This window comes from Nocardia sp. NBC_01730, from assembly GCF_035920445.1.
In the GTDB taxonomy this organism is placed as follows: Bacteria; Actinomycetota; Actinomycetes; order Mycobacteriales; family Mycobacteriaceae; genus Nocardia.
Map to the genome: position 1 here is coordinate 7,072,321 of NZ_CP109162.1, position 22,970 is coordinate 7,095,290.

Sequence of the window (22,970 nt, forward strand, 5' to 3'; positions counted from 1 at the left end):
GTCGATGACCCACAGGGTGTGACTCACCAGCGAGTATCAGAACTCCGGGATCGATTGGATGCGGCGACAGACACGCCGGCGACCGTTCGCCTGATCGAAGTGGCCGACCGTTTCCTGGAATTCAGTGAATCGGAGTTGGCCCGGCAAGCCACATATGCCGACGTGGCATTACTTGCCGACGTCTCCGGGCAGACGGTCTCGAGGGTGTTCAGCAGGCGTGAGCCGGTATACACGGAAAAGGAACAGCGCGTACTCGCCGCCGCCCAGATCCTGGGGCTCGAGATCCCGGAGGCGCTCGCGAGAGTCATTGATCCGGATTTCATCGCCAATCGATTCACACCTGGGCGACTGGTCGACGGCCAGTTCGTTTCGGGAACGTTCATGCCACAACCCGGCCTGGCCGCAGTGGTTCGAGCGGCCAACGAGAGTACGACCTACGACGAGGTCAGTGGGGCACTCAGTGGCCCCACGCAATCCGAACTGGCTCCAGCAGGCAGTGAACGCCTGAGCTATGACGAGGTCAGTGGAGCACCAGGGGAGCCCATACCAGCCGAACTGGCGCGAGCGACCCGTGTGCAAGTGACCATCGATGTGGTCAATGCAGTAATTCGGGAAGAAATCGCGGCGGACAGTGCATTGGGACTTCGGGTGCTCGCCGCGATCGATCACGTCGGTTACTGGTTCACCGAACCACGCGGAACGGTCGAGCAGAACGCCGTCGACGACGAGGTCGTGCCCACTGAGTCCGATATCGCGCACCGTGGTGTGCCACCGGAACAGCTGCAGAACGCCGTCGACGACGAGGTCGTGCCCACCGAGTCCGATATCGCGCACCGCGGCGTGCCACCGGAACAGCTACGGAATCTCTTTGCCGATCCAGTATTCGCGCGGGCACTGTCCACCATCGAGAAACTCGTCGAACACGGCGTCCTCGAACTCGACGCCGAGGAACAGCAACAACTGGCACACGACATCACCGACGAAACGTTCCTCGTCCTGGACGCCCGTACGTCCCCCATCACCGATGCCGGGCAAACAGTGGCCACGGTCGCGGGAAACCTGACCCACGACCACGTCGAATCCGCCCGGCTCAGGCGAAGGATCTGGTCGAGCTTGCCGGACGCGGTGCGCACCGGAGAACACGGCCGGGCACTCGCTCAGGCCAACCGACACGAACTACGGGAACGCCTCGACGCCCTCGAAGAAGCCAACCCCACCCAATACCGATGCCTCACGCTCCGGCACGTACGGGAACTGTCGGTGGAGCAGACGGCCGAGGTGATGAACTACGGCAGCGAAACAGTCGAATCCATGGCGTACTACGCCGCGCACACCATCGCCGGAGTCCCCGCCGCCGAGGTGAACGAATTCGAGGAAGAGCTGGAGTGGGTGCCGCCGCCCGCACCGCTACAACCACCGCCGCCCGGGGTAGTGCCGAAGGTCGAGGCTGCTGTCCAAGTGGCTCTGGACGCCGCCGCCAACGGGGACACGGTCAAACTCGAACGGCTGCGATATGCCATCGGACAGATAGAAAACCCCGACCATGTGCGGTACCTCGTTCTCCGCTTTCTAGAGGGTTTGCCGGTTGCTGACGCGCGCGCCGCGGTCCGGGGCAATCGAACCGCCGCCAGTGCCCAGTCGGTGGGGTTCCGCGGCATGCGCGCATTGGCCGAGACTCTTCCCCTGACGTCGGCAGAACTGCTGGAGATACTCGAGACCACGCAGCCGAGCGCCGAATCGGTAGCGGATGCCGACCCGGCTGGTCGGCATGACGCGCTTACTCAGCGAGTGCGCGGTGCGATCCTGTCTGGTCACCTGGCCGCAGGCCGGTTGCTTCCCGAGACTCAGGAACTCGCGGACCATCTGGGAACGTCGTCGGCCCCCTCTATAGGCGAGGTCTATCAGCAGCTGATCGCTGAGGGCTACCTCGTCATCCACCCCGGGGTGGGCACCGCGGTAGCAAGTCGAGACCAAGACCAACCAGGCCGTCCCGAACCCGAGGCGCCTCGGGTGTCGACTATGGGCCGAGTCGATCCGCTGGTCGACGCACGGGAGGTGCTGGCGGGTTTGATCGCGGGACTCGGCGCCGAAGAGCAGAAGTTCCTCCGGCTGTGGTTTCTGACGGATCCGCCCCTGTCGGATTCCGCACTGGCGGCGAATCTGAACATCGATGAGAAGGAAATCGAAGTTCGGCTGTGGAAGATCAGCAGAGCAATGCGGTGGTCGGATGTCGTCGAGTGCCAACGACGATTCACCGCGTTGCACTCAGAATTGGTGGAGCGCGGCCTCGCTGATTGGCACGACCATGCTGTGGAGCTTCTGCACCGGATTGCTCTGGACGCCGCAATAGTCACCTACTCCAACGGATATGGTTTGGATGTCGCCGCGGATACCGACCTCATCCAAGGAGTCTCCGCTCTCGTGACCGGTGCAGGCATACTGCGTATCACGCTGCGGGCAACCGAGCGCACTCCCCGTGGGTCGGTGATATTCGGTCACATGATGGATGCCATCGGTGACCAGGCCCACACCATTCAAGGGCAGTGGGCGACCCGTCCTGGATTCACGGACAATCTCGACGCCTTCAATGCCGGAATTCGGAATGGACTCTCACCGACAGAAGCGGCGTTGAACACGTTTACCGGAAAGATGGCCGCTCGTTACGGGTATACCGAGGTAACGTTCACGAGACTGGACGTTCGCGATGGCGACCAAACCCTGGTCGGTCGACCTGCTGAATATACCCGCGTAAAGGTGCTCTTCTCCAAGCCCGCGCCGAGACATCCCGATCAGACGGATGCCGGGGACATGCGCTCCCATGGCGCGATGCCGCCGGGCCGAGCCGCCGCGGTAGCACAGGAAGGCGCGGACCAGCACAGCGCCGAGCAGGATCCGGAATCCGATCCCTCTGCGCCGCCATCGGCACACCAGCCGACGCCCGTACCCAGTTCCGACTTCCGGGACGTCGAGAGGGATGCCGCCAAGCCGTCCCCGCCCGCAGCTGTGATCGGGGCGGTCGATCACCGGCATGGGCCGATGGGCGATGTGGCAGGCGTCGCGGTCGCCTCGGCCGCACTCGGCTATGTCACCAGCCGAAAGGGCGAGCCGGGCTCGGCCGGTGACGGTTCGGCCGAGCCGGCGATCACCCCCGAACCCGGAAGATCGGATGTGGTGGGGCATCTGCGGGGTGATGGTCCGAAGAATTGTTTTCCGGAGGCAGCGGGTGATGTGTTCGCTGCGATGGGTGGTGTGGTTCCGGCGGATCTGGCGGCTTTCGAGACCGGTTTGCGTGGTGTGCCGAAGCGGTTGGCGCCAGGGTTGATCGGTGCCTATTGGCATGACGGTGGCTTCGGGTCGATGGCGGGGGTTCGGGATTTTGTTGTGGCGGAGCATGAGGCGGGGCGTCCGGCTGCGGTGCTGGCGGTGTTGGAGTTCGAGGGGGTGGGGGCGCATGCGGTGGGTGTGAAGGTGGTCGACGGTGTGGTGGTGGTGCATGAGTTCGGTCGGGATGTTCCGTTCGAGGAGTGGATGCGGGACGCGCCGAGTGGGGTGGTGGGGGTGGAGGGTTTCGTGTTGCGGGAGGGGGGTGTCGCGGATCGCGAGTTGCCTCCCGGGCGGGAGCCGGAGCCTGCGCCTGCCGAGGGCGACGAGGTGTACATCGGGGTCCGACCCGACTGCGAACCCGGCTCGACAAGCGATGACGACCCCGGCGATTCGAAGCTCGCCGCCGACGATAACGCAGTCGCCCGCGAAAAACCGACCTCAGGACAGGCGCCTGTACAGGACGTGCCGCCCGTCGATGACACGCCTTCGAACCCGCAGGCCGACCGCCTCGCACTGAGCGACCCCGAATACTGGGCGCCGGTGGCGGCCGCCATAAACGAGTTGCTCGCACTCGACCCCGATGCCTACTGGTACCTGCGGGACCTGCCGATGCCCGAGCCAGAGGAGCCGTTCGGCGCTGACTGGGTCAGCAATCGGGGGAAGTGGTCCGATGCGGTGTCATCGTCTGTCAAGAAGGAGTTGCGCGACAAGGAGCACACGGACAGGAATATCTTCGAGCTCCTCGATGCCATGTTCTCAGGGGCTACCGAGAAGCTGCGCGACGTGGAGCTCACGGACAAAGATTTCCTCGAGCTGGGCCGGATCATCAAACGTGCCCCCATCTACGCGACGCTCGCATTGATCGTCACGGCAGGTTTGTCAGTCGATCAGCTGGTGCACCTGCGCAAGGTCGGCTGGGAGTCACTGTTCATCAAGCAGCAGAAGATCACGCGCAAGGGTGAGACGATCACCGTCTGGAAGTTCCGGACCATGCCGGCGGACGCGCCACAGAAAGCCAGCACCCGGGACATCAACGACCGGATCACCGGGTGGGCGAGGTTCTTGCGCGCCACATCGCTCGACGAGCTGCCGCAGCTGCTGTCGATCATGTTCGGCAGGATGCAGTATTTCTCGGGCAGACCGCTGCTGGACGACGACCACCTCAAGATGCACGGGACGCGCAAAGACGAAGACTTCGGGGTGCTCACGGACGAGGAGTACGCGTTCTGGATTCGTTTTCAGAAGAACGACCTGTGGTCGGCGCTGCATTTTCCGGGCTGCCGAGGGCTCGAAGCCCAGAGTGACGAGTATCTGCGGGCGCGGTACCTCTGTGCCGTCATCTGGTCGAGGATGGGCAGTCGAGCGGCCGAGGAATACATGATGGAGGTTGTCGACCGCTACCTGCTCAGCACTGTCTTCCGGCAACTCCCCGAGCTGCCATTGGGAATCGGGAGGGACATCCTCGAGGGCATCGCCGACCTACTTCCCAAAAAAGCCGGGACGAAGCTGCGGGCCATCGCGCGGTCCGTCTTCGGCGATCTCGCTGGTTGGGTGGGAAAGGCGCTACGAGGTCCGGCGGGCCTTGCGGCAGATTTCGTGTACCCGGGGCGCGCGAGGAAAACCACATCGGCGGACACCGTGCCGCAGCAGGGTTCGGAATCCGATTCCTCTGCACCACCGGCACACCAGCCGACGCCCGAACCCGGTTCCGGCACACCGAAAACTGTCACCGAACGAGTGTCTGCCGAGGGCAAGCGGCTCCAACATGCAGAGGCCGTCGCCATCGAGCCGGACAACGCCGAGGACCTCCGTGCCGTTCTGGACGCCACAGACTATGTGCTTTTGGATTTCGACGGCCCGGTCGCGCACTTGTTCGCGCACCTGACAGCGGCGGACATCTGCGATCAGCTCCGCGAGATTCTGACGGTCGAGGGTGTCGAGATCCCGCCGGACGTTGCCGAGACCTCCGATTTCCTCGACGTTCTGCGATTCGCGGCCACGGTCGGCCCCGAGCTTGTCTACAAGGTCGAGAAGAAACTGACCGAGTTGGAGAAAATCGCCGCGCGCTCAGCTGCGCCGACTCCTGGTTGCGTGGAGTTGCTCGAAGTGCTGAAGCGCAAGGGGATTCCGGTGGTGATAGTCAGTAACAACTCGAAGTGGGCGATTGGCATCTACCTGGCCATGCACGGCTTGGAGGACTTGGTGACCGGCGTGGTCGGCCGAGCCGGATCGGATGTCGCCAAGCTCAAACCGGCCCCGCACTTGTTGCATATGGGGAGGGGCATTGTCGGCAGCCACCGCGGCAGCCCGGAACCGGGGATGTTCACCATGATCGGGGACTCGGAGTCGGACGATGCTGCTGCGAAGGCATTTGGTGCGCGGTCCATCCTGTACGCCAACAAGCCGCGGAAAGTCGAAGCGTTTGTTGCCGCAGGTCCCGACGCCGTCGTTACCGACATGCACCGCATCGCGCAGATCGCCTCGGAAACCGGTGCGGCAGACCCGGGGCCAAGGAGGGACACCACATCGCCGGACACCGTGCAGCAGCTGGGTCCGGAGTCCGAATCCTCTCCCAGATCGGCACGCCGGCCGACGCCCGAATCCGGTTCCGACGATCCGATGCACGTTCGGCGACCGCGAAGCGCCGAACCCAGCGACATCGACGATGGCGTCGCCGTTCGATCCGACGATGTGCCCTGGGCGGGGTTGGACAATCAGTGCTGGCCGTGGCTGTTGGCGGAGGTGCGGGATGAGTTCGGGCGTACGGATATCGAGGTGCGCCCGGCTGACCCGTTGGCGGGGACGTTGGTTCGCGACGCGGAGGAGCAACTCGGTGGGCGGGCTGATCGGCTGTCCGGAATGGCCGAGGCGGTGGCCCGGTTGCGGATGTCCGGACGGGTCGGCGCGGGGATGGTGGTGTTCATCCCGGGCGCTAATGGCCTCGGTCACGCGGTCTGGCTGCGTCTGCGGCAGCGCGCGGACGGGACCATCTGGGTCGAGTTCCGCGATCCGGCTCGTCGGGAGGTGCGGCACGACTTCGAGGCTCCTCCCGACGGGCCCGGCGACGAGGTGTGGGCGCTGGCCCTGGACCCCGTCACCGGTCGGCCGATGGAGATGCCCGGCGGACCCGTTGACCCGGCCGCGCCCCGCGCGAACTTCCGGGTGGGATTCGTGGAGCAGCCGCGGCCGGTTACTCGGCTGAACCGGCATCTCGGACCGGACGCGCGACAGGTCGAGTCCACCGCGGGGCCGCATGCGCCTGGTGCCGAGGACAGCCCGGTACCGGAGCCCGGTGCGGGTCGGTCGTTGGGCGGCGAGACAGATTTCGCGGCGATGCTGGATCGTCCGTCGCGTGCGGTTCGTGGCTTGGATGTCAATCATGCGGTGGCAGAACCATTGTTCGGCTTGCGCGGCCGGACCCCGATGATGGCCGACGGCGCGGTGGCGCATGCCGCGAATCCGGGTGACCCGAATGCCGGTGCGTTCGGCGGCAGACGAAGCGGATCGGATGCCGGTCGACCGGCATCGCCACCTCCGAAGCCGCCCGCCGAGACCGAGCACCAGCCCCAGTCAGCTGACTCCAGGGCGGCCGACCGCTCCGCCCGGATCGAACAGCTGCCCGAAGCGGGATCGGACCACGATCGCGCGGGACCCGACGAGCGCGGCCATGGGCTGGCGCCCGCTGGCCCGGCAACCGATCGGTTGCGTGAACGGTTCGACCGCGAGGTCCGCTGGTATGTGTCGAATGCGTTGGAGCAGCAGCGATCGCCTGCGTTGGTGAACAGGTTGTGCAACGAGGTGTTCCGCTCTGCCGAGCAGCGGCACGGGCAGGCTCCACCGGGCGAGCACCCCGGTGACTGGTTGCGCGGTATCGCGCAGGATCTGGTGGAACGGACGGTTTTCCAGCGGATCCGCACCCGTGTGGCAACGCAGCTACGCCGCAAGGAAGGAGCAGCGTCGGACGGCGCGTGTCGCGTGTTGGCGGCTCCGGTCTCGGGGGAGGTCGGCACACGGGTGCTGGCGGAGCTGGGCAGTGCCCAGCGGGTCTGGCTGTGGCGGCGATTCTGGCTGGGCATGCAGCCGGACGCCGCGGCACAGGTCCCGCTCTTCTCCGGTTACGGCTCGCAGGCGTTGGCGGAGCTCGAGCAGGCTGCCGTAGCGCAGCTGGTGCGCAAGACGGCACGCGCTGCCGGAGTGGATATCCCGCCAGCCATGGATAACCCGTCAGCCCCCGATCTCGAAGGTTCGCTAGGTGACGAGAGCTTCGTCCAATTCCAGGCATTGCGGGTCGAGTTGGCCGGTTTGCTCGCGTTGGAGCCCGGCCAGCTGAATCAGGCCGCGCTGCGCGAGGCGCTCACTCTTCTCCAGGAGCAGTTCGCGCGGCTGAGCAGCCCCGGCTGGGAGCGGTTGATCGAATCCGGCAGTCCGACGGCGTTCGGGTCCTGGCTCGGCCGGGCGTCCCTGGAAGTGACCAGCCCCTCGGCCGTGTCGCCGGACAGCGATACGCATTGGACGGCGGTGCGAGCCCGCCGCGAGAAGCGGTTGCAAGCCCAGTGGTATCGGGACCTGGAGCAGATGCTGTCGGTGTCGGGGGTGTACCAGCCGACCAGCTTGGAGACACTCCAGGAACTCATGGTCGGACTGCGGCGGTGGAATGACAGAGCGGGCCGACCGGCCGAGTTGGCGCGGTTGGTCGAACTCACCGACTGGTTCCTGAGACTGGATGATCCGGAGTCGGTGTGCCCCTCGATTGCCGATGTTGCCGAGTTGGTCGGCGTGGATCAGTCGAACGTCCGGCGGATTCTGTCCGGTCGCAGCCCGGTGTCGACGGAGCTGGCACAGCGCGTGCTGGTGGCAGCGTTGTGGCTGGGGTATCCCGTTCCGGAGCGGCTGCGTGACCGGCTGGACCCGGATTTCGCGGCAACGCGGTTCACCCCACCCAGGTTCTCCGACGGCCGTTTCATTCCTGGCGAATTCACCGCACAACCCACCCAAGCTCGTATCGCACAGGCGGTGGGCGTGAACAAGTCGGTGGTCAGCGACGTGTTCAACGACGTCGACAGGGTCGCTACCGAGACTCGCCTCCAAGTGTTGGCAGCGGCCGAGGAACATGGCTACTGGCATCCGAAGACCAGAGGTCGTGCCGAGCAGATTCGGGCGCTGCGGCTCGAGTTGGCCGAACTGGGGGAGGTGTCGCCCGACGCGGTGGATCGGTCGCTGGTGGAGTACGCGTTGCGTGGAGCGGAGGCGACGAGCGACACCCGCCTGGTCGAATTGGCCGAGTGGTTCCTGGTATTCGACGATCGGGAGTTGGAGCGCGACCCCACGCTCACCGACGTGGCCAACCTTGCAGGAGTGTCGACGGCGACGGCGACGCGGGTGTTCTCCGGTCGCGGTCCGGTGTTCACCGAGCCGGAGCAGCGGGTGCTGGTGGCGGCGTTGTGGTTGGGATACGAGGTGCCGAGTCGGTTGCGGGCCGTGGTCGACCCGGCTTTCGTGGCGGCCCGGTTCACTCCCGGACGGTATTCGGCGGACGGGTTCCGCCGAGGACAGTTCACTCCGCAACCGTCGCTCGCCGACTTGGCCGACGCGGTCGGGCTTTCGCTGTCGACTATCGCCGCGGTGTTGGCGGGTGACGCCGTGGCTGGATCCGAGCGGGAACGGCGAGTGCTGGCGGCGGCCGAGGAGCACGGCTACTGGCGTTCGCCGTTCGGCCAGGTCGATGTCGAAGAGGTACGCGCGCTGCGCATGGAATTGGCCGGTTGGCTCGGCGTGCCGGTGGCGGAGCTCGACCAGCAGCACCTACGCCGGATCGGCACGGAACCGGAGTCGTCGGCGGATGAGCGGTTCGTCGAGTTGGCCGAACGGTTCCTGGAACTCGACGACTGGCAGTTGGACCGCCGTCCCACGCTGCTCGACGTGGCCGGACTGGCCGCCACGGGACGCAGGGCGGCGCAGCGAGTGCTGGCCGGGCGCGGCACCACCTCGTCGGAATTGTCGCAGCGGATCCTCGTGGCGGCGTTGTGGCTGGGATATCCGATGTCGCCGCAGCAGCGGGACGCGATCGACCCGGCCTTCGCGGCGACCCGGTTCACGCCGGGACATTTCGTCGCGGACCGGTTCGTCCAGGGAGAGTTCGCGCCGCAGCCTGCGCAGGTCGAGGTGCGGCGGGTGGCCCGGCTCTCGGAGCGGAAGTTCCGACAGGTCCTCGACGGTGATGGTGCGCTCTGGCGGCCCCAGCTGCTCACAGCGATCGCTGAGCTCGGTTACTGGTACCCGCGTGGACATCACGTCGGTTTGCCCGATTCGTCGGACACGCTGTGGAGGTCCCCGGTCGAGGGGGATTCCGCGGGGTCTCGGGTGTGGCTGCATTCGTTGAATCAGTGCGGCCCGATGGTGGTGGCGGATATCGCCGCCGAGTACCAGCGCCCGGTGGGGGACCTGCCAGAGGCGGGGTTGGCCGGTACGTTGGTCAACGAGATCGAGCAGGCGCTGGGTGGTCAGCGGTCGCAGGAGCTGACCGATGTCGCCGAGGCTGCGGCCCGGCTGGAGGAGTGGGGGGCGGAACTCGACGCCGCCGAGCCCGGTCGTGGCAACGGGGTTGCGGTGGTGGTATTCGACCCGACTGTCCGGGGGATCGGTGAGCACGGCGACCTCGGCCATGTTTTTTGGTTGGTGCGCCGGGTCGACGAGGACGGAGTCCCGCAAATCGAACTCCGTGACCCGGGCATGGGTGAGTTCCAACGGCATTTCGTGCCGTCCGCCGACTCCGCCGGGCGGCCGGTGTCGGCGCTGTTCCTGGACAACCAGGGCACCCCGATAGACCCGGCCGTGATGGCGCGTCCGGACGACGTTGTTCGGTTGCGGGACCGTGATTTCCGGGTCGGCATGTCGCGGCGACCGAACTCCGACGATGCGGACGACACAGCACGACAGGCCGGTCCGCCGAACAACATCATAAAAACGGATCGCGTTTCGCACGATGACGATTCGCTCGAGTCGCGGCGCGAACGGGGTCGCCGGTTCGGTCACTGGGCTGCGCTGCGTGGTGACGAGAGAGTGTGGCAGGTTCCGGAACCGGACGAGACTGCCGACCTGGGGGAGATATCGGTTCTGTATGCCGCGCGGATGCCTGACGGGAGGAAGGTTCATTTCCGTCTGCTGGGTGACCCGCATGGCTACCCGATCATGCTGTCTCCGGGTTCGCCGGTCGGGGTCGATGGTCCGTTGCCGGATGCGAAGGCGTTGGCAGAGCGGGGATATGCTTTGGTTGTCGTGGAAAGGCCGGGTTATGGCGATTCCGACCCGCTCCCTAAGCGTACGGTTGCCGACTGCGCTCGTGACGTCATTCATATCGCGACCGAGTTGTTCGCCTTCGTCCACTACTCGGTACTAGGGCGATCCGGTGGTGGTCCGGTGGCTATTGCGGTCGGGGCGCTGGATCCCGACCACGTCGACCGCGTCGTCTCCCTCGTGGGCGGCTCTCCGAAGGTCGTTGACCAGGCCGCGTGGATAAGCGATATGGGCGAGGAGAATCGGCGTGTCTATGCCAGTGCGGACCTGGAGGGATTGGCCGCGACGGTCGCCGACATGGCCGCGAATACCGCACGGGACGGGAAATGGCTGATCCGGCACAACGCGGGTTCTTTCACCGCAATAGATCACAGGTGGGTGGGCGCGCATCGGGACCTACTGGCCCGCGCCTACCAGCGTGGCTTGCGGAACAATCCGGAAGCGTGGGTGCACGATGCCCTCCAGCGGTCCACTCCCTGGGGGATTCGATTCGAGGGATATCGTGTCCCGGTCGACCTCGTGCACGGGACCATCGACCAATTCGTGCCGGTCAGTCAGAGCCGACTCAACGCGGCTCTGATTCCCACGGCGAAGCTCTATCACATTCCCGGTGTGTCCCACATGGTGGCCATGGACGCGTTGCCTGTCATCATCCTTCGCTTCGGTGCGGAACGGGACGCGCACTGGACTGAGGACCGCCGCGACGAGCGGAGATTCCGGCATATTCAGTACGCCGAATCCGTGCCGCTCCCTCCGTCGTCCTGGTTCAACTGGTCATGCGACCTTTGGGACGACAAACCCAGGTACAGGCCGTCCCCGCACGCTGCCGAGCCGGACAATTCCGAGTCGTCGAGGGCGTTGGAACGGGCCGCACTGGCCGATGGTGCAGTCCTACGGGCCGAACCTGACGACGCGCATAACTCCGATGATGTGCCTGAACAGTCACCTCCGGATGCCGCCGGCCAGGATCCGATCCCACGATCGCAGGCGCACGCGCCGCACGAACCGGTTTCCAGGGGCGTCCCCGACCCCGAACAGCGCTGGGACGGTGCGGAAGAACCCCGGCACCGTGGCCCCGAGCCGGCGGTGCACGAGCGTAACGAGAGCATCATCGCCGAGTTCGCGTCCGCACCGGAGTCCACCGCACTGGAGCAGCGGATCCCCGGTGCCACCGCAGACCAGCATGTGCTCACCGGCCGTCCGGACGAGCCGACGCCGGATCGGGCAGGTGGGTCGCGGGCCGGGGAAGAGCGCAGCGAGTCGGCGGAATTGGCGCCGGAAGTGGCCGAGCGGATCAGCGATCTGGATGAACGGGTCGTCGCTATCATCGCTGGGATTGTGCGATTGAGTCAGGACGGTGACGGCGTTCATTCCGATGTGGTCGATCAGGCCTGCACTCGGATTCGAGAAGAGAGAGAGCGTCTGCTACGCACCGGATCGATTATCGATGATGTGCCGCTGGTCGCGGGTCCGGACGCGGAGTTGGCGCTGGAGTCGGTGTTCTATCCTGAACGCACCTATCAGCGGGCGTTGAGACGAGCCAACAATACTGTGCTCGCCTATTTCGGGTACCGCCTCGATCCGACCCTCACCCCGGAATTTGCTCGAGAGCGGCTGACCGAGGCCAGGCGTGCGATAGCGAGGTTGGCCGAGCTGACTTTCGGTGTGCGTGAGGCGGCCGAACTCGATGCTCTTGTGACGATCTTCCAATGGACAGATCAGGTGAACATCGGTGATGAGGGAGGTGCCGACGCGCTCACCACACGACTGCTCGAGCCTGCCGACAGTGCCACGGGTGTGGTGGCCGAAGATCCGCCGAACAACATCATAAAAACGGATCGCGTTCCGCACGATGACGATTCGCTCGAGTTGCGGCGCGAACGGGGTCGCCGGTTCGGTCACTGGGCTGCGCTGCGTGGTGACGAGAGAGTGTGGCAGGTTCCGGAACCGGACGAGACTGCCGACCTGGGGGAGATATCGGTTCTGTATGCCGCGCGGATGCCTGACGGGAGGAAGGTTCATTTCCGTCTGCTGGGTGACCCGCATGGCTACCCGATCATGCTGTCTCCGGGTTCGCCGGTCGGAGTCGATGGTCCGTTGCCGGATGCGAAGGCGTTGGCAGAGCGGGGATATGCTTTGGTTGTCGTGGAAAGGCCGGGTTATGGCGATTCCGACCCGCTCCCTAAGCGTACGGTTGCCGACTGCGCTCGTGACGTCATTCATATCGCGACCGAGTTGTTCGCCTTCGTCCACTACTCGGTACTAGGGCGATCCGGTGGTGGTCCGGTGGCTATTGCGGTCGGGGCGCTGGATCCCGACCACGTCGACCGGGTTGCCTCTCTCGTGAGCCTTACTCCGAAGGTTGTCGATACCACTGCGTGGATAGACGAAATGGGTCCGGAGAATCGGGCTGTCTTCGCCAGTGCGGACCCGGAGACCTTGGCCGCGACGGTCGCCGACATGGCCGCGAATACCGCACGGGACGGGAAATGGCTGATCCGGCACAACGCGGGTTCTTTCACCGCAATAGATCACAGGTGGGTGGGCGCGCATCGGGACCTACTGGCCCGCGCCTACCAGCGTGGCTTGCGGAACAATCCGGAAGCGTGGGTGCACGATGCCCTCCAGGTGTCCCTGCCCTGGGGGATTCGATTCGAGGGATATCGTGTCCCGGTCGACCTCGTGCACGGGACCATCGACCAATTCGTGCCGGTCAGTCAGAGCCGACTCAACGCGGCTCTGATTCCCACGGCGAAGCTCTATCACATTCCCGGTGTGTCCCACATGGTGGCCATGGACGCGTTGCCTGTCATCATCCTTCGCTTCGGTGCGGAACGGGACGCGCACTGGACTGAGGACCGCCGCGACGAGCGGAGATTCCGGCATATTCAGTACGCCGAATCCGTGCCGCTCCCTCCGTCGGCCTGGTTCAACTGGCCATGCGACCGGTGGGACGACGATCCCAGCTACAGTCCGTCCCCGCACGTTGCCGAACCGGACACCGAGCAGTCGAGGGCGCTGGAACGGGCCGCACAGGCCGATGGGTGGGAACGGCGAGTGCTGGCGGCGGCCGAAGAGCACGGCTACTGGCGTTCACCGTTCGGCCGGGTCGATGTCGAAGAGGTGCGCGCGCTGCGCATGGAGTTGGCCAATTGGCTCGGCGTGCCGGTGGCGCAGCTCGACCGTGAGTTCTGGCGGCCCCAGCTGCTCACAGCGATCGCTGAGCTCGGTTACTGGTACCCGCGTGGACATCACGTCGGTTTGCCCGATTCGTCGGACACGCTGTGGAGGTCCCCGGTCGAGGGGGATTCCGCGGGGTCTCGGGTGTGGCTGCATTCGTTGAATCAGTGCGGCCCGATGGTGGTGGCGGATATCGCCGCCGAGTACCAGCGCCCGGTGGGGGACCTGCCAGAGGCGGGGTTGGCCGGTACGTTGGTCAACGAGATCGAGCAGGCGCTGGGTGGTCAGCGGTCGCAGGAGCTGACCGATGTCGCCGAGGCTGCGGCCCGGCTGGAGGAGTGGGGGGCGGAACTCGACGCCGCCGAGCCCGGTCGTGGCAACGGGGTTGCGGTGGTGGTATTCGACCCGACTGTCCGGGGGATCGGTGAGCACGGCGATCTCGGCCATGTTTTTTGGTTGGTGCGCCGGGTCGACGAGGACGGAGTCCCGCAAATCGAACTCCGTGACCCGGGCATGGGTGAGTTCCAACGGCATTTCGTGCCGTCCGCCGACTCCGCCGGGCGGCCGGTGTCGGCGCTGTTCCTGGACAACCAGGGCACCCCGATAGACCCGGCCGTGATGGCGCGTCCGGACGACGTTGTTCGGTTGCGGGACCGTGATTTCCGGGTCGGCATGTCGCGGCGACCGAACTCCGACGATGCGGACGACACAGCACGACAGGCCGGTGCTCTTCCCGGCGAGACCGATGCGCTCGGTCGGCCAGACCGGCAGGGCACCGGAGAGCCGGAACCTCCGGTCCAACGTGACGACACAGCGCCCCAGCAGGTCGACGAGGTACCGCAATTGGCGCCGGAAGTGGCCGAGCGGATCAGCGATCTCGAGTTACGGGTCGTCGCTATCACCGCTGGTGTTGTGCGGTTGAGTCAGGCGGGTAACGGACTTCATGCCGATGTGGTCGATCAGGCCTGCACTCGGATTCGAGAAGAGAGAGCGCGCCTGCTACGCACCGGATCGATTATCGATGATGTGCCGCTGGTCGCGGGTCCGGACGCGGAGTTGGCGCTGGAGTCGGTGTTCTATCCTGAACGCACCTATCGGCGGGCATTGAAACGAGCCAATAATGCGGTGTTCGCCTATTTCGGGTACCGCCTCGATCCGATCTGGACCCCGGAATTTGCTCGAGAGCGGCTGACCGAGGCCAGGCGTGCGATAGCGAGGTTGGCCGAGCTGACTTTCGGTGTGCGTGAGGCGGCCGAACTCGATGCTCTTGTGACGATCTTCCAATGGACAGATCAGATGGACGTCTGTGATGAGGGAGGTGCCGACGCGCTCACCACACGACTGCTCGAGCCTGCCGACAGTGCCACGGGTGTGGTGGCCGAAGATCCGCCGAACAACATCATAAAAACGGATCGCGTTCCGCACGATGACGATTCGCTCGAGTTGCGGCGCGAACGGGGTCGCCGGTTCGGTCACTGGGCTGCGCTGCGTGGTGACGAGAGAGTGTGGCAGGTTCCGGAACCGGACGAGACTGCCGACCTGGGGGAGATATCGGTTCTGTATGCCGCGCGGATGCCTGACGGGAGGAAGGTTCATTTCCGTCTGCTGGGTGACCCGCATGGCTACCCGATCATGCTGTCTCCGGGTTCGCCGGTCGGAGTCGATGGTCCGTTGCCGGATGCGAAGGCGTTGGCAGAGCGGGGATATGCTTTGGTTGTCGTGGAAAGGCCGGGTTATGGCGATTCCGACCCGCTCCCTAAGCGTACGGTTGCCGACTGCGCTCGTGACGTCATTCATATCGCGACCGAGTTGTTCGCCTTCGTCCACTACTCGGTACTAGGGCGATCCGGTGGTGGTCCGGTGGCTATTGCGGTCGGGGCGCTGGATCCCGACCACGTCGACCGCGTCGTCTCCCTCGTGGGCGGCTCTCCGAAGATCGTTGACCAGGCCGCGTGGATAAGCGATATCGGCGAGGAGAATCGGCGTGTCTTCGCCAGTGCGGACCTGGAGGGATTGGCCGCGACGGTCGCCGACATGGCCGCGAATACCGCACGGGACGGGAAATGGCTGATCCGGCACAACGCGGGTTCTTTCACCGCAATAGATCACAAGTGGGTGGGCGCGCATCGGGACCTACTGGCCCGCGCCTACCAGCGTGGCTTGCGGAACAATCCGGAAGCCTGGGTGCACGATGCCCTCCAGCGGTGCAAGCCCTGGGGAATTCGATTCGACGGATATCGTGTCCCAGTCGACCTCGTACACGGTGTCGTCGACCAGTTCGTGCCGGTCAGTCAGGCCCGAATCAACGCGTCGCTGATTCCCACGGCAAAGCTACATCTCTTCCCCGGCGTGTCCCACATGGTGGCCATGGACGCGTTGACCGTCGTCGTCCATCGCTTCCGTATGGAGCGGGACGCATACTGGGCTCAGGACCGCCGCGACGAGCGGAGAATCCAGGAAATCCATTACGCCGAATCCTCGTCGCTCCCTCCGTCGGCCTGGTTTTACTGGCCATGCGACCGGTGGGACGACGATCCCAGCTACAGTCCGTCCGCGCACGTTGCCGAACCGGACACCGAGCAGTCGAGGGCGCTGGAACGGGCCGCACTGGCCGATGGTGCAGTCCTAGGGGCCGAACCTGACGACGCGCATAACTCCGATGATGTGCCTGAACAGTCACCTCCGGATGCCGCCGGCCAGGATCCGATCCCACGATCGCAGGCGCACGTGCCGCACGAACCGGTTTCCCGACCCGCCGGGACCAGGGGCGTCCCCGACCCCGAACAGCGCTGGGACGGTGCCGGCGAACCATGGCACCGCGGCCCCGAGCCGGTACGGGGACAACGCCGGATCGAACGGGATATCAGCGGACTCGGAGTACCGCCACCACGCGGACAGCGATTCGACCCCGGCCTGGTCCACGCTATAGGCCCGAATCCGGAGGGATGGGCGGTCGGGGGGCGCGGTCAGCAGCCCGAACCGCCATCGGACGAACACGAATCGGCGAGCACCGTCGACAGCAACGTCAGCGACAGCCCGGCACCGCCTCACACATCGCGTGGTGGTGATCGGGACGATGCGGTCGAACCGAGTCGGGAGGCGGCCCAGCGGATCCGCCGCCTGTGGGCGCGGTATTGGGAATTTTTCCAGATGACCACGCAATCCCTTCGGGACGGCGAACCGGTTAGCGCGGATAGGTTGAAGCTGGCCTTGGACCGGATCGAGGCTGAGTTGGCGCGTCTGAGAAGTACGGGAACGGTGATCGACGACGTTCCGGTGGTCGCTGGCCCCGACCACCAGCTTGCGAGGGACTCCGTGATCCATCCCGAACTCGTCTACCAGCGGTTATATCGTGAGGCCATGGATGCGGTGCTCGGCTATCAGCAGGTACGCAGGTACGCACCGGACGTGGCCGAGGGCCAGCTGGCCGAAATCCGACGGATGATCGACCGCGCCGCCGAACTTGCCCCTGCCGCCGGCCGCGCCGGAGATGAAATCGAGGTTCTTGTAACGACTCTCGAACAGACCGATCGGTCCAACGTAGGCAGTCGGCCGGTCCCTGTTCAGGGCTATCCGGCCGATGACGGAGTTCCCGATGAACACGGATCGGCGAGCGCCGTCGACAGCGACGTCAGCGACAGCCCGGCACCGCCTCACACATCGCGTGGTGGTGATCGGGACGATGCGGTCGAACTGAGTCGGGAGGCGGCCCAGCGGATCAGCATCCTGGAGTCGCGGCACACGGCTTTGAACCGGATGACCGCACAACGCTTTCGGGAGGGCAAACCGGCTAGCGCGGATGAGTTGAATCAGGCCTATGACCGGATCGAGGCCGAGTTGGCGCGTCTGCGAAGTACGGGAACGGTGATCGACGACGTTCCGGTGGTGGCCGGCCCGGACCACCAACTTGCGATGGACTCTGTATTCGATCCCGAATTGGCCTACCAGCGTTTATACCGTGATGCCGAGAACGCGGTGCTCGGCTATTCGTTTGTACGCACGAACCTGGCGCCGGACGTGGCCGAGCAACGGTTGGCCGAAGTCCGGCGGATGATCGACCGCGCCGCCGAATTTGCCTCTGCCGCCGGCCGCGTCGGAGAAGTTGATGAAATGGTAGTTCTCGTAACGATTCTCGAATGGACTGATCAGTCCAACGCAGGCGGTCGACCGGTCCTTGTTCAGGGCGATCCGGCCGATGACGGAGGTCCCGATGAACACGAATCGGTGAGTCCGGAGGCGGCCCAGCGGATCAGCATCCTGCAGTCGCGGTACAACGATTTGAACTGGACGACCGCACATCGCCTTCGGGAGGGCGATGCGGTCGCCGCGGAGACGTTGAAATTTGCCTTGGACCGGATCAAAGCTGAGTTGGCGCGTCTGCGAAGTACGGGAACGGTGATCGACGACGTTCCGGTGGTGGCCGGCCCGGACAACCGGCTTGCGATGGACTCCGTGTTCCTTCCCGACTTCGCCTACCAGAGGCTATACCGTGATGCCGAGAACGCGGTGCTCGGCTATCAGCGTGCACGCACGAACCTGGCACCGGACGTGGCCGAGGACCGGTTGGCCGAAGTCCGACGGATGATCGACCGCGCCGCCGAACTTGCCCCTGCCGCCGGCCGCGTCGGAGAAGTTGATGAAATCGAACTTCTCGTAACGATTCTCGAACAGACCGATCAGTCCAACCCAGGCGGTCGACCGACCCTCGTTCAGGGCGATCCGGCCGATGACGGAGTTCCCGATGAAAACCCTATTCGGCTGAAATGGCCTCTCGGACCGGACGCGCCACAGGTCGGGTCTGCCCCGGCCGGGCCACTTGGACCTGTTGCCGACGACACCCCGGTCCCGGGGCCTGGTGCGGGTCGGTCGTCGGGCGGAGAGACGGATTTCGCGGCGGGGCTGGATCGTCCGTCGCATGCGGGTCGTGGCTTGGATGTCAATCATGCGGTGGCAGAACCATTGTTCGGCTTGCGCGGCCGGACCCCGATGATGGCCGACGGTGCGGTGTCGCATGCTGCGAATCCGGGTGACCTGAATGCCGGTGCGTTCGGAGGCAAACGAAGAGGATCGGATGCCAGTCGACCGGCACCGCCACCGAGGTCCGGTACGGATGCTCCCGCCGCACAGCGAGATGTGCCCACCAGCGGTCCGGACGAGCCGACGCCGGATCGCGCAGGTGGGCCGCGGGCCGAGGAAGAGCGCAGCGAACCGGCGGAACTGGCGCCGGAAGTGGTTCAGCGGATCAGCAGCCTGCAGTCGCGGTACCAAGCTTTGAACCTGATGGCCTCACAACGCCTTCGGGAGGGCAGACCGGTTAGCGTGGATAAGTTGAATCAGGCCTTCGACCGGATCGAGGCCGAGTTGTCGCGTCTGCGAAGTACGGGAACGGTGATCGACGATGTTCCGGTGGTGGCGGGCCCGGACAACCAGCTTGCGATGGACTCCGTGTTCGATCCCGAACTGGCCTATCAGCGCTTATACCGTGAGGCCGAGGACGCGGTGAACGCCAATCAGCATATGCGCAGGTACGCACCGGACGTGGCCGAAAAGCAGCTGCCCGAAGTCTGGCGGATGATCGACCGCGCCGCCGAACATGCTCCTGCCGCCAGCCGCGTCGAAGAAGTTGATGAAATCGATGTCCTCATAACGATTCTCGAACAGACCGATCAGTCAAACACAGGCGGTCGACCGACCCCCGGTCAGGGAGATCCGGCCGATCGCGGAGTTTCCGAGCCGTCCACCATACGACTTCCCGACTCCGCCGACACCGATGCCAGCACCCCCACGAAGCCTTCTCGTGATCCGAAATACGATCGGCAGGAAAGCGATTCGATCCTCGAGCGACGTCGTCTGGCCCGCTTTCTCGGCCGCCACCAGGGCGCATTGCCCGACGACGCCGTGCACGCGGTCCCCGAACCCGTCGAAACCGCCGACCTCGGCAGTTTTTCGACGCTGTACGCCGCGCGGATGCCGGACGGCAGGACCGTCCACTTCCGTCTTCTGGGCGACCCGTACGGCTACCCGATCCTGCTGTCGCCCGGTACGCCCGTCGGTGTCGACGGCCCGCTGCCGAATAGTTGGCAGCTGAGGAAACGAGGATTCGCGCTCATCGTTGTGGAAAGACCCGGTTACGGCGACTCGGATCCGCTGCCGGGCCGCACCGTGGCTGATTGCGCCCGCGACATCATTCACATCGCGACCGAACTTTTCGCGTTCGACCACTATTCCGTGCTCGGACGATCCGGCGGTGGATCGGTGGCCATCGCGGTCGGCGCGCTGGATCCCGGCCACGTCGACCGAGTAGTCTCGCTCGTTGGCACCGCTCCGAAGCTCGATGACATGGGTGACTGGATGGCAGGCATGGCCAAGGAGAACCAGGACATCTACGCCCAGCAAGAACGCAATGCCATGGTCGCGAATCTCACCGAAATGGCCACGAACATCGCGCGGGACGGAGAGTGGTTGCTCCGTTACAACGAGGATGCCTTCACCACGATGGACCACATGTGGGTGGGCGCACACCGCGAGGCACTCGCCCGCGGTTATCAACGTGCGTTGCGCAACTACCCGCAAGCGTGGGCCGACGACGCCGTTCAGCTGACCAGTCCCTGGGGAATCCGGTTCGGCCGATACCGCGTCTCGGTCGACATCGTGCACGGCGCCGCCGACCAGTTCTCACCTGTCGACCACAGCCACACCAACGCCAGGCTGATCCCGACATCGAAGCTGTGGCTCTTCCGCGGCGTTTCCCACATGATGGGTATGGACGCGCTGCCCGTCATCGTGAGATATTTCCGCGCCGAACGAGACGCGTACTGGTCCGATTCTCTCCGGAGTGTCCTATGGCAAGCAAGAGACGTCCAAAGCGCCGAATCCGAACCACTCCCACTTCCGAGCTGGATGCACTGGCGCGGCCGGTGGGATGAGGTCGGCCTCGAATGATGGGACTGGGGAACGCGGGGATGGGCTAGCCGCCTTCGCATGCGACGGCCCCGCTGCCGACCGCGCGGAGGTCGGGAGCGGGGCCGCTCGATTCGGCTACGTGCGCGAGTCCCGTTCAGGCAGGGCGGTTGAACTCCCCATCCTGCACGCCTGTGGTGAAGGCGTCCCATTCACCCGGAGTGAACACCAGCGCCGGACCGGTCGGATTCTTGCTGTCACGCACTCCGACCATGCCGCCATCGACGAACGCGACTTCCACGCATTCCTTGCCCCCGCCGCTTCGGCTGGACTTGAACCAATTGGCCCCCGACAGATCGACAGTCACGCTTGATACTCCCTTGCCATTTGCCGTAGCAGACTCTTGCTGGGTGCAACGTCAAGCGCGGTTTGCTGGATGACGTTGTCCGCCTGACGATACCTGTCCACGTCCTTCGTGCGCTCCAAGTACATGTCGCCCGCATACGACTCGATGTAGACCACGGTAGGCGCTACCTCGCGGTTTTTGACATCGACTCCGAAGTCCAGGATCACGAACGGTCCCGGCGCGATGCCGAGCGGGAACCCAGCAGAGAACGGCTGAATCCGGACGGTCACGTTCATCGGCGTGTTTGCCAGGTGATGAAGCTGAGCGGCCATGATGGCGGGGCTGCCCACGACATAATGCAACGCCGCCTCATTCAGAACGAACTCTGCCCGAACCGGGCGCGTCTTACGGTTGATTCGAGCTTGTCTTTTGGCGCGGAGCTGTGCACGCCGATCCAAGTCCTCAGGTGGATCTTTGGGGAAGTAAGTCCGATCGAGCACGCGAGCATAGTCCGGGGTCTGGAGTAATCCCGGAATAATATCCGGCCTGTAGAGGATCAGATGCTGCGCGCTGGACTCCAGCCCCACATATACGTTGAAGTTACCTGGGATCAGGTCATCGTACGAATGCCACCAGCTCTTGACCGATGCCTGCATGGCCAGGCCTTTGAGCGCGGTGGCGGTCTCGTCGTCGATGTCGAGAAACCGGCACAGTGCCTCGACGTCGACGGTGCGGACCTGCGGTGATTGGCCCTTCTCGACGCGTTGCAGCTTGCTCAGAGACCACTGCATGAGCGTCGAGACCTCGTCCAGCGACATGTTCGCTGCCTGCCGTGCCTCCCGCAAATATTTCCCCAGCTGTCGCCGGGGCAGCGTGGTCGAGTCCTCGTCTGACATATCTCCTCATTCCCCACTATGAGAAATCTGTGCGGCCACCATGAAAAACATGCTGCGAAATGGTGACCATCGCTGTGGACAAACAGCAATCCTGCTGATGAAAAGCCATGTTGCCCTTGATGATTGATGTTGTCCAGTGGTGTGGTGATTTCCGCGATCGTGTGGTTGGGGCCGCGCAGGCCTCACACCTTTCCGGTCCGACACCAACCGTGAACCGAGCCTTTCAGCAGTCCGGATGCCCTGCCCTCTTCAGTGGGGTCGAGCCTCCCCACAGCAGCGCGCGAGTGCGATCACCCGGTCGCCTCGAAACCACACGACACCACAACGGGGGCAATGATGCACACCCAGACGATCGATCCGGCCGACCAGCCCGGCAAGCACAACGCACAGAAACCGAAGGCCGTAGGGCTGGTACGGATCGACGTGTCCGGAGTGCACGCGCCGCGCCACGCAATCGAGATCCGCCGCCACGCCGAACAATTGGGCTACCACTACCTTTACACCGTTCGGCCCCCGGAAAGAGAATCCGATCCGATCGGATACGCGCTCGCCATCGCGGTCGGCGTCCACGCCGTCACCCTCGTCGTCCACGACCTGACTACCGTGGACAACACCCCAGCGCGAGTCTGCGAGATATGCGACCTCGAAACGGTGTGCCCGGCAGTGACATGGGCGCGTGCTCAGCCCGGCGCCATCGACCCCGCGCATATTTACCCCGACCACGAAGTCACCGTCGACGAGTCTCATCGAATCATGCAGCAGCACAAGGAATGTCGTGCTATCGAATGTCCACGAAAGTCGGCGGCACTCAGCTGCCTGGTGCAAGCGGGCAATCTCGTTCCCCCGGCATCGAGCCCGCGTGAACGCGCCGCCGCCCGTGGCCTGACATTCGAACCGGTCGCTGATCAGCGTATGGCGTCGATCGGCCCCGACATGCAAACTCTGCTGAATGTACTCGACGCACTAACCGACTCCCACGTGCTCGGCACCTGCCCGTCCGAAAGCATGCGAAGCGAAGGAGACTGATGCGG

General features: G+C 64.9%; 4 protein-coding genes (1 of these 4 running past the window's edge). 2 read left to right on the forward strand and 2 right to left on the reverse strand.

Annotation, left to right across the window (positions count from 1 at the left end):
• Positions 1-20,739, forward strand: the final stretch of a protein-coding gene (locus tag OHB12_RS29200; RefSeq protein ID WP_327112628.1) for an alpha/beta fold hydrolase. Its footprint begins 134,598 nt before the window's first position; only the last 20,739 of its 155,337 coding nucleotides appear in the window; its start codon lies beyond the left edge, outside the window; it ends in the stop codon at positions 20,737-20,739.
• A 115-nt stretch (positions 20,740-20,854) separates the two neighbouring features.
• Here the strand turns inward: OHB12_RS29200 and OHB12_RS29205 are convergent, their stop codons facing one another.
• Together OHB12_RS29205 and OHB12_RS29210 are read right to left on the reverse strand one after the other, a co-directional pair.
• The gene (locus OHB12_RS29205; protein WP_327112630.1) at positions 20,855-21,064 is read right to left on the reverse strand and encodes a DUF397 domain-containing protein; all 210 of its coding nucleotides are present in this window, start codon (positions 21,062-21,064) and stop codon (positions 20,855-20,857) included.
• Positions 21,061-21,939 (reverse strand): helix-turn-helix domain-containing protein, encoded by an 879-nt coding sequence (locus OHB12_RS29210; RefSeq protein ID WP_327112632.1) that lies wholly within the window; start codon positions 21,937-21,939, stop codon positions 21,061-21,063. Before OHB12_RS29210 ends, OHB12_RS29205 begins: the two co-directional genes overlap by 4 nt.
• Positions 21,940-22,272: 333 nt before the next feature.
• Between OHB12_RS29210 and OHB12_RS29215 the strand changes: the two genes are divergently transcribed.
• On the forward strand, positions 22,273-22,965 hold the full coding sequence (locus OHB12_RS29215; RefSeq protein ID WP_327112634.1) for a hypothetical protein: 693 nt from the start codon (positions 22,273-22,275) through the stop codon (positions 22,963-22,965).
• The last annotated feature ends 5 nt before the right edge of the window (positions 22,966-22,970 follow it).

What these genes read in the sequence shown, in the direction of transcription:
- OHB12_RS29215 (WP_327112634.1), top strand. Translation starts at nt 22,273, where the DNA reads ATGATGCACACCCAGACGATCGATCCGGCCGACCAGCCCGGCAAGCAC.
- OHB12_RS29210 (WP_327112632.1), bottom strand. Translation starts at nt 21,939, where the DNA reads ATGTCAGACGAGGACTCGACCACGCTGCCCCGGCGACAGCTGGGGAAA.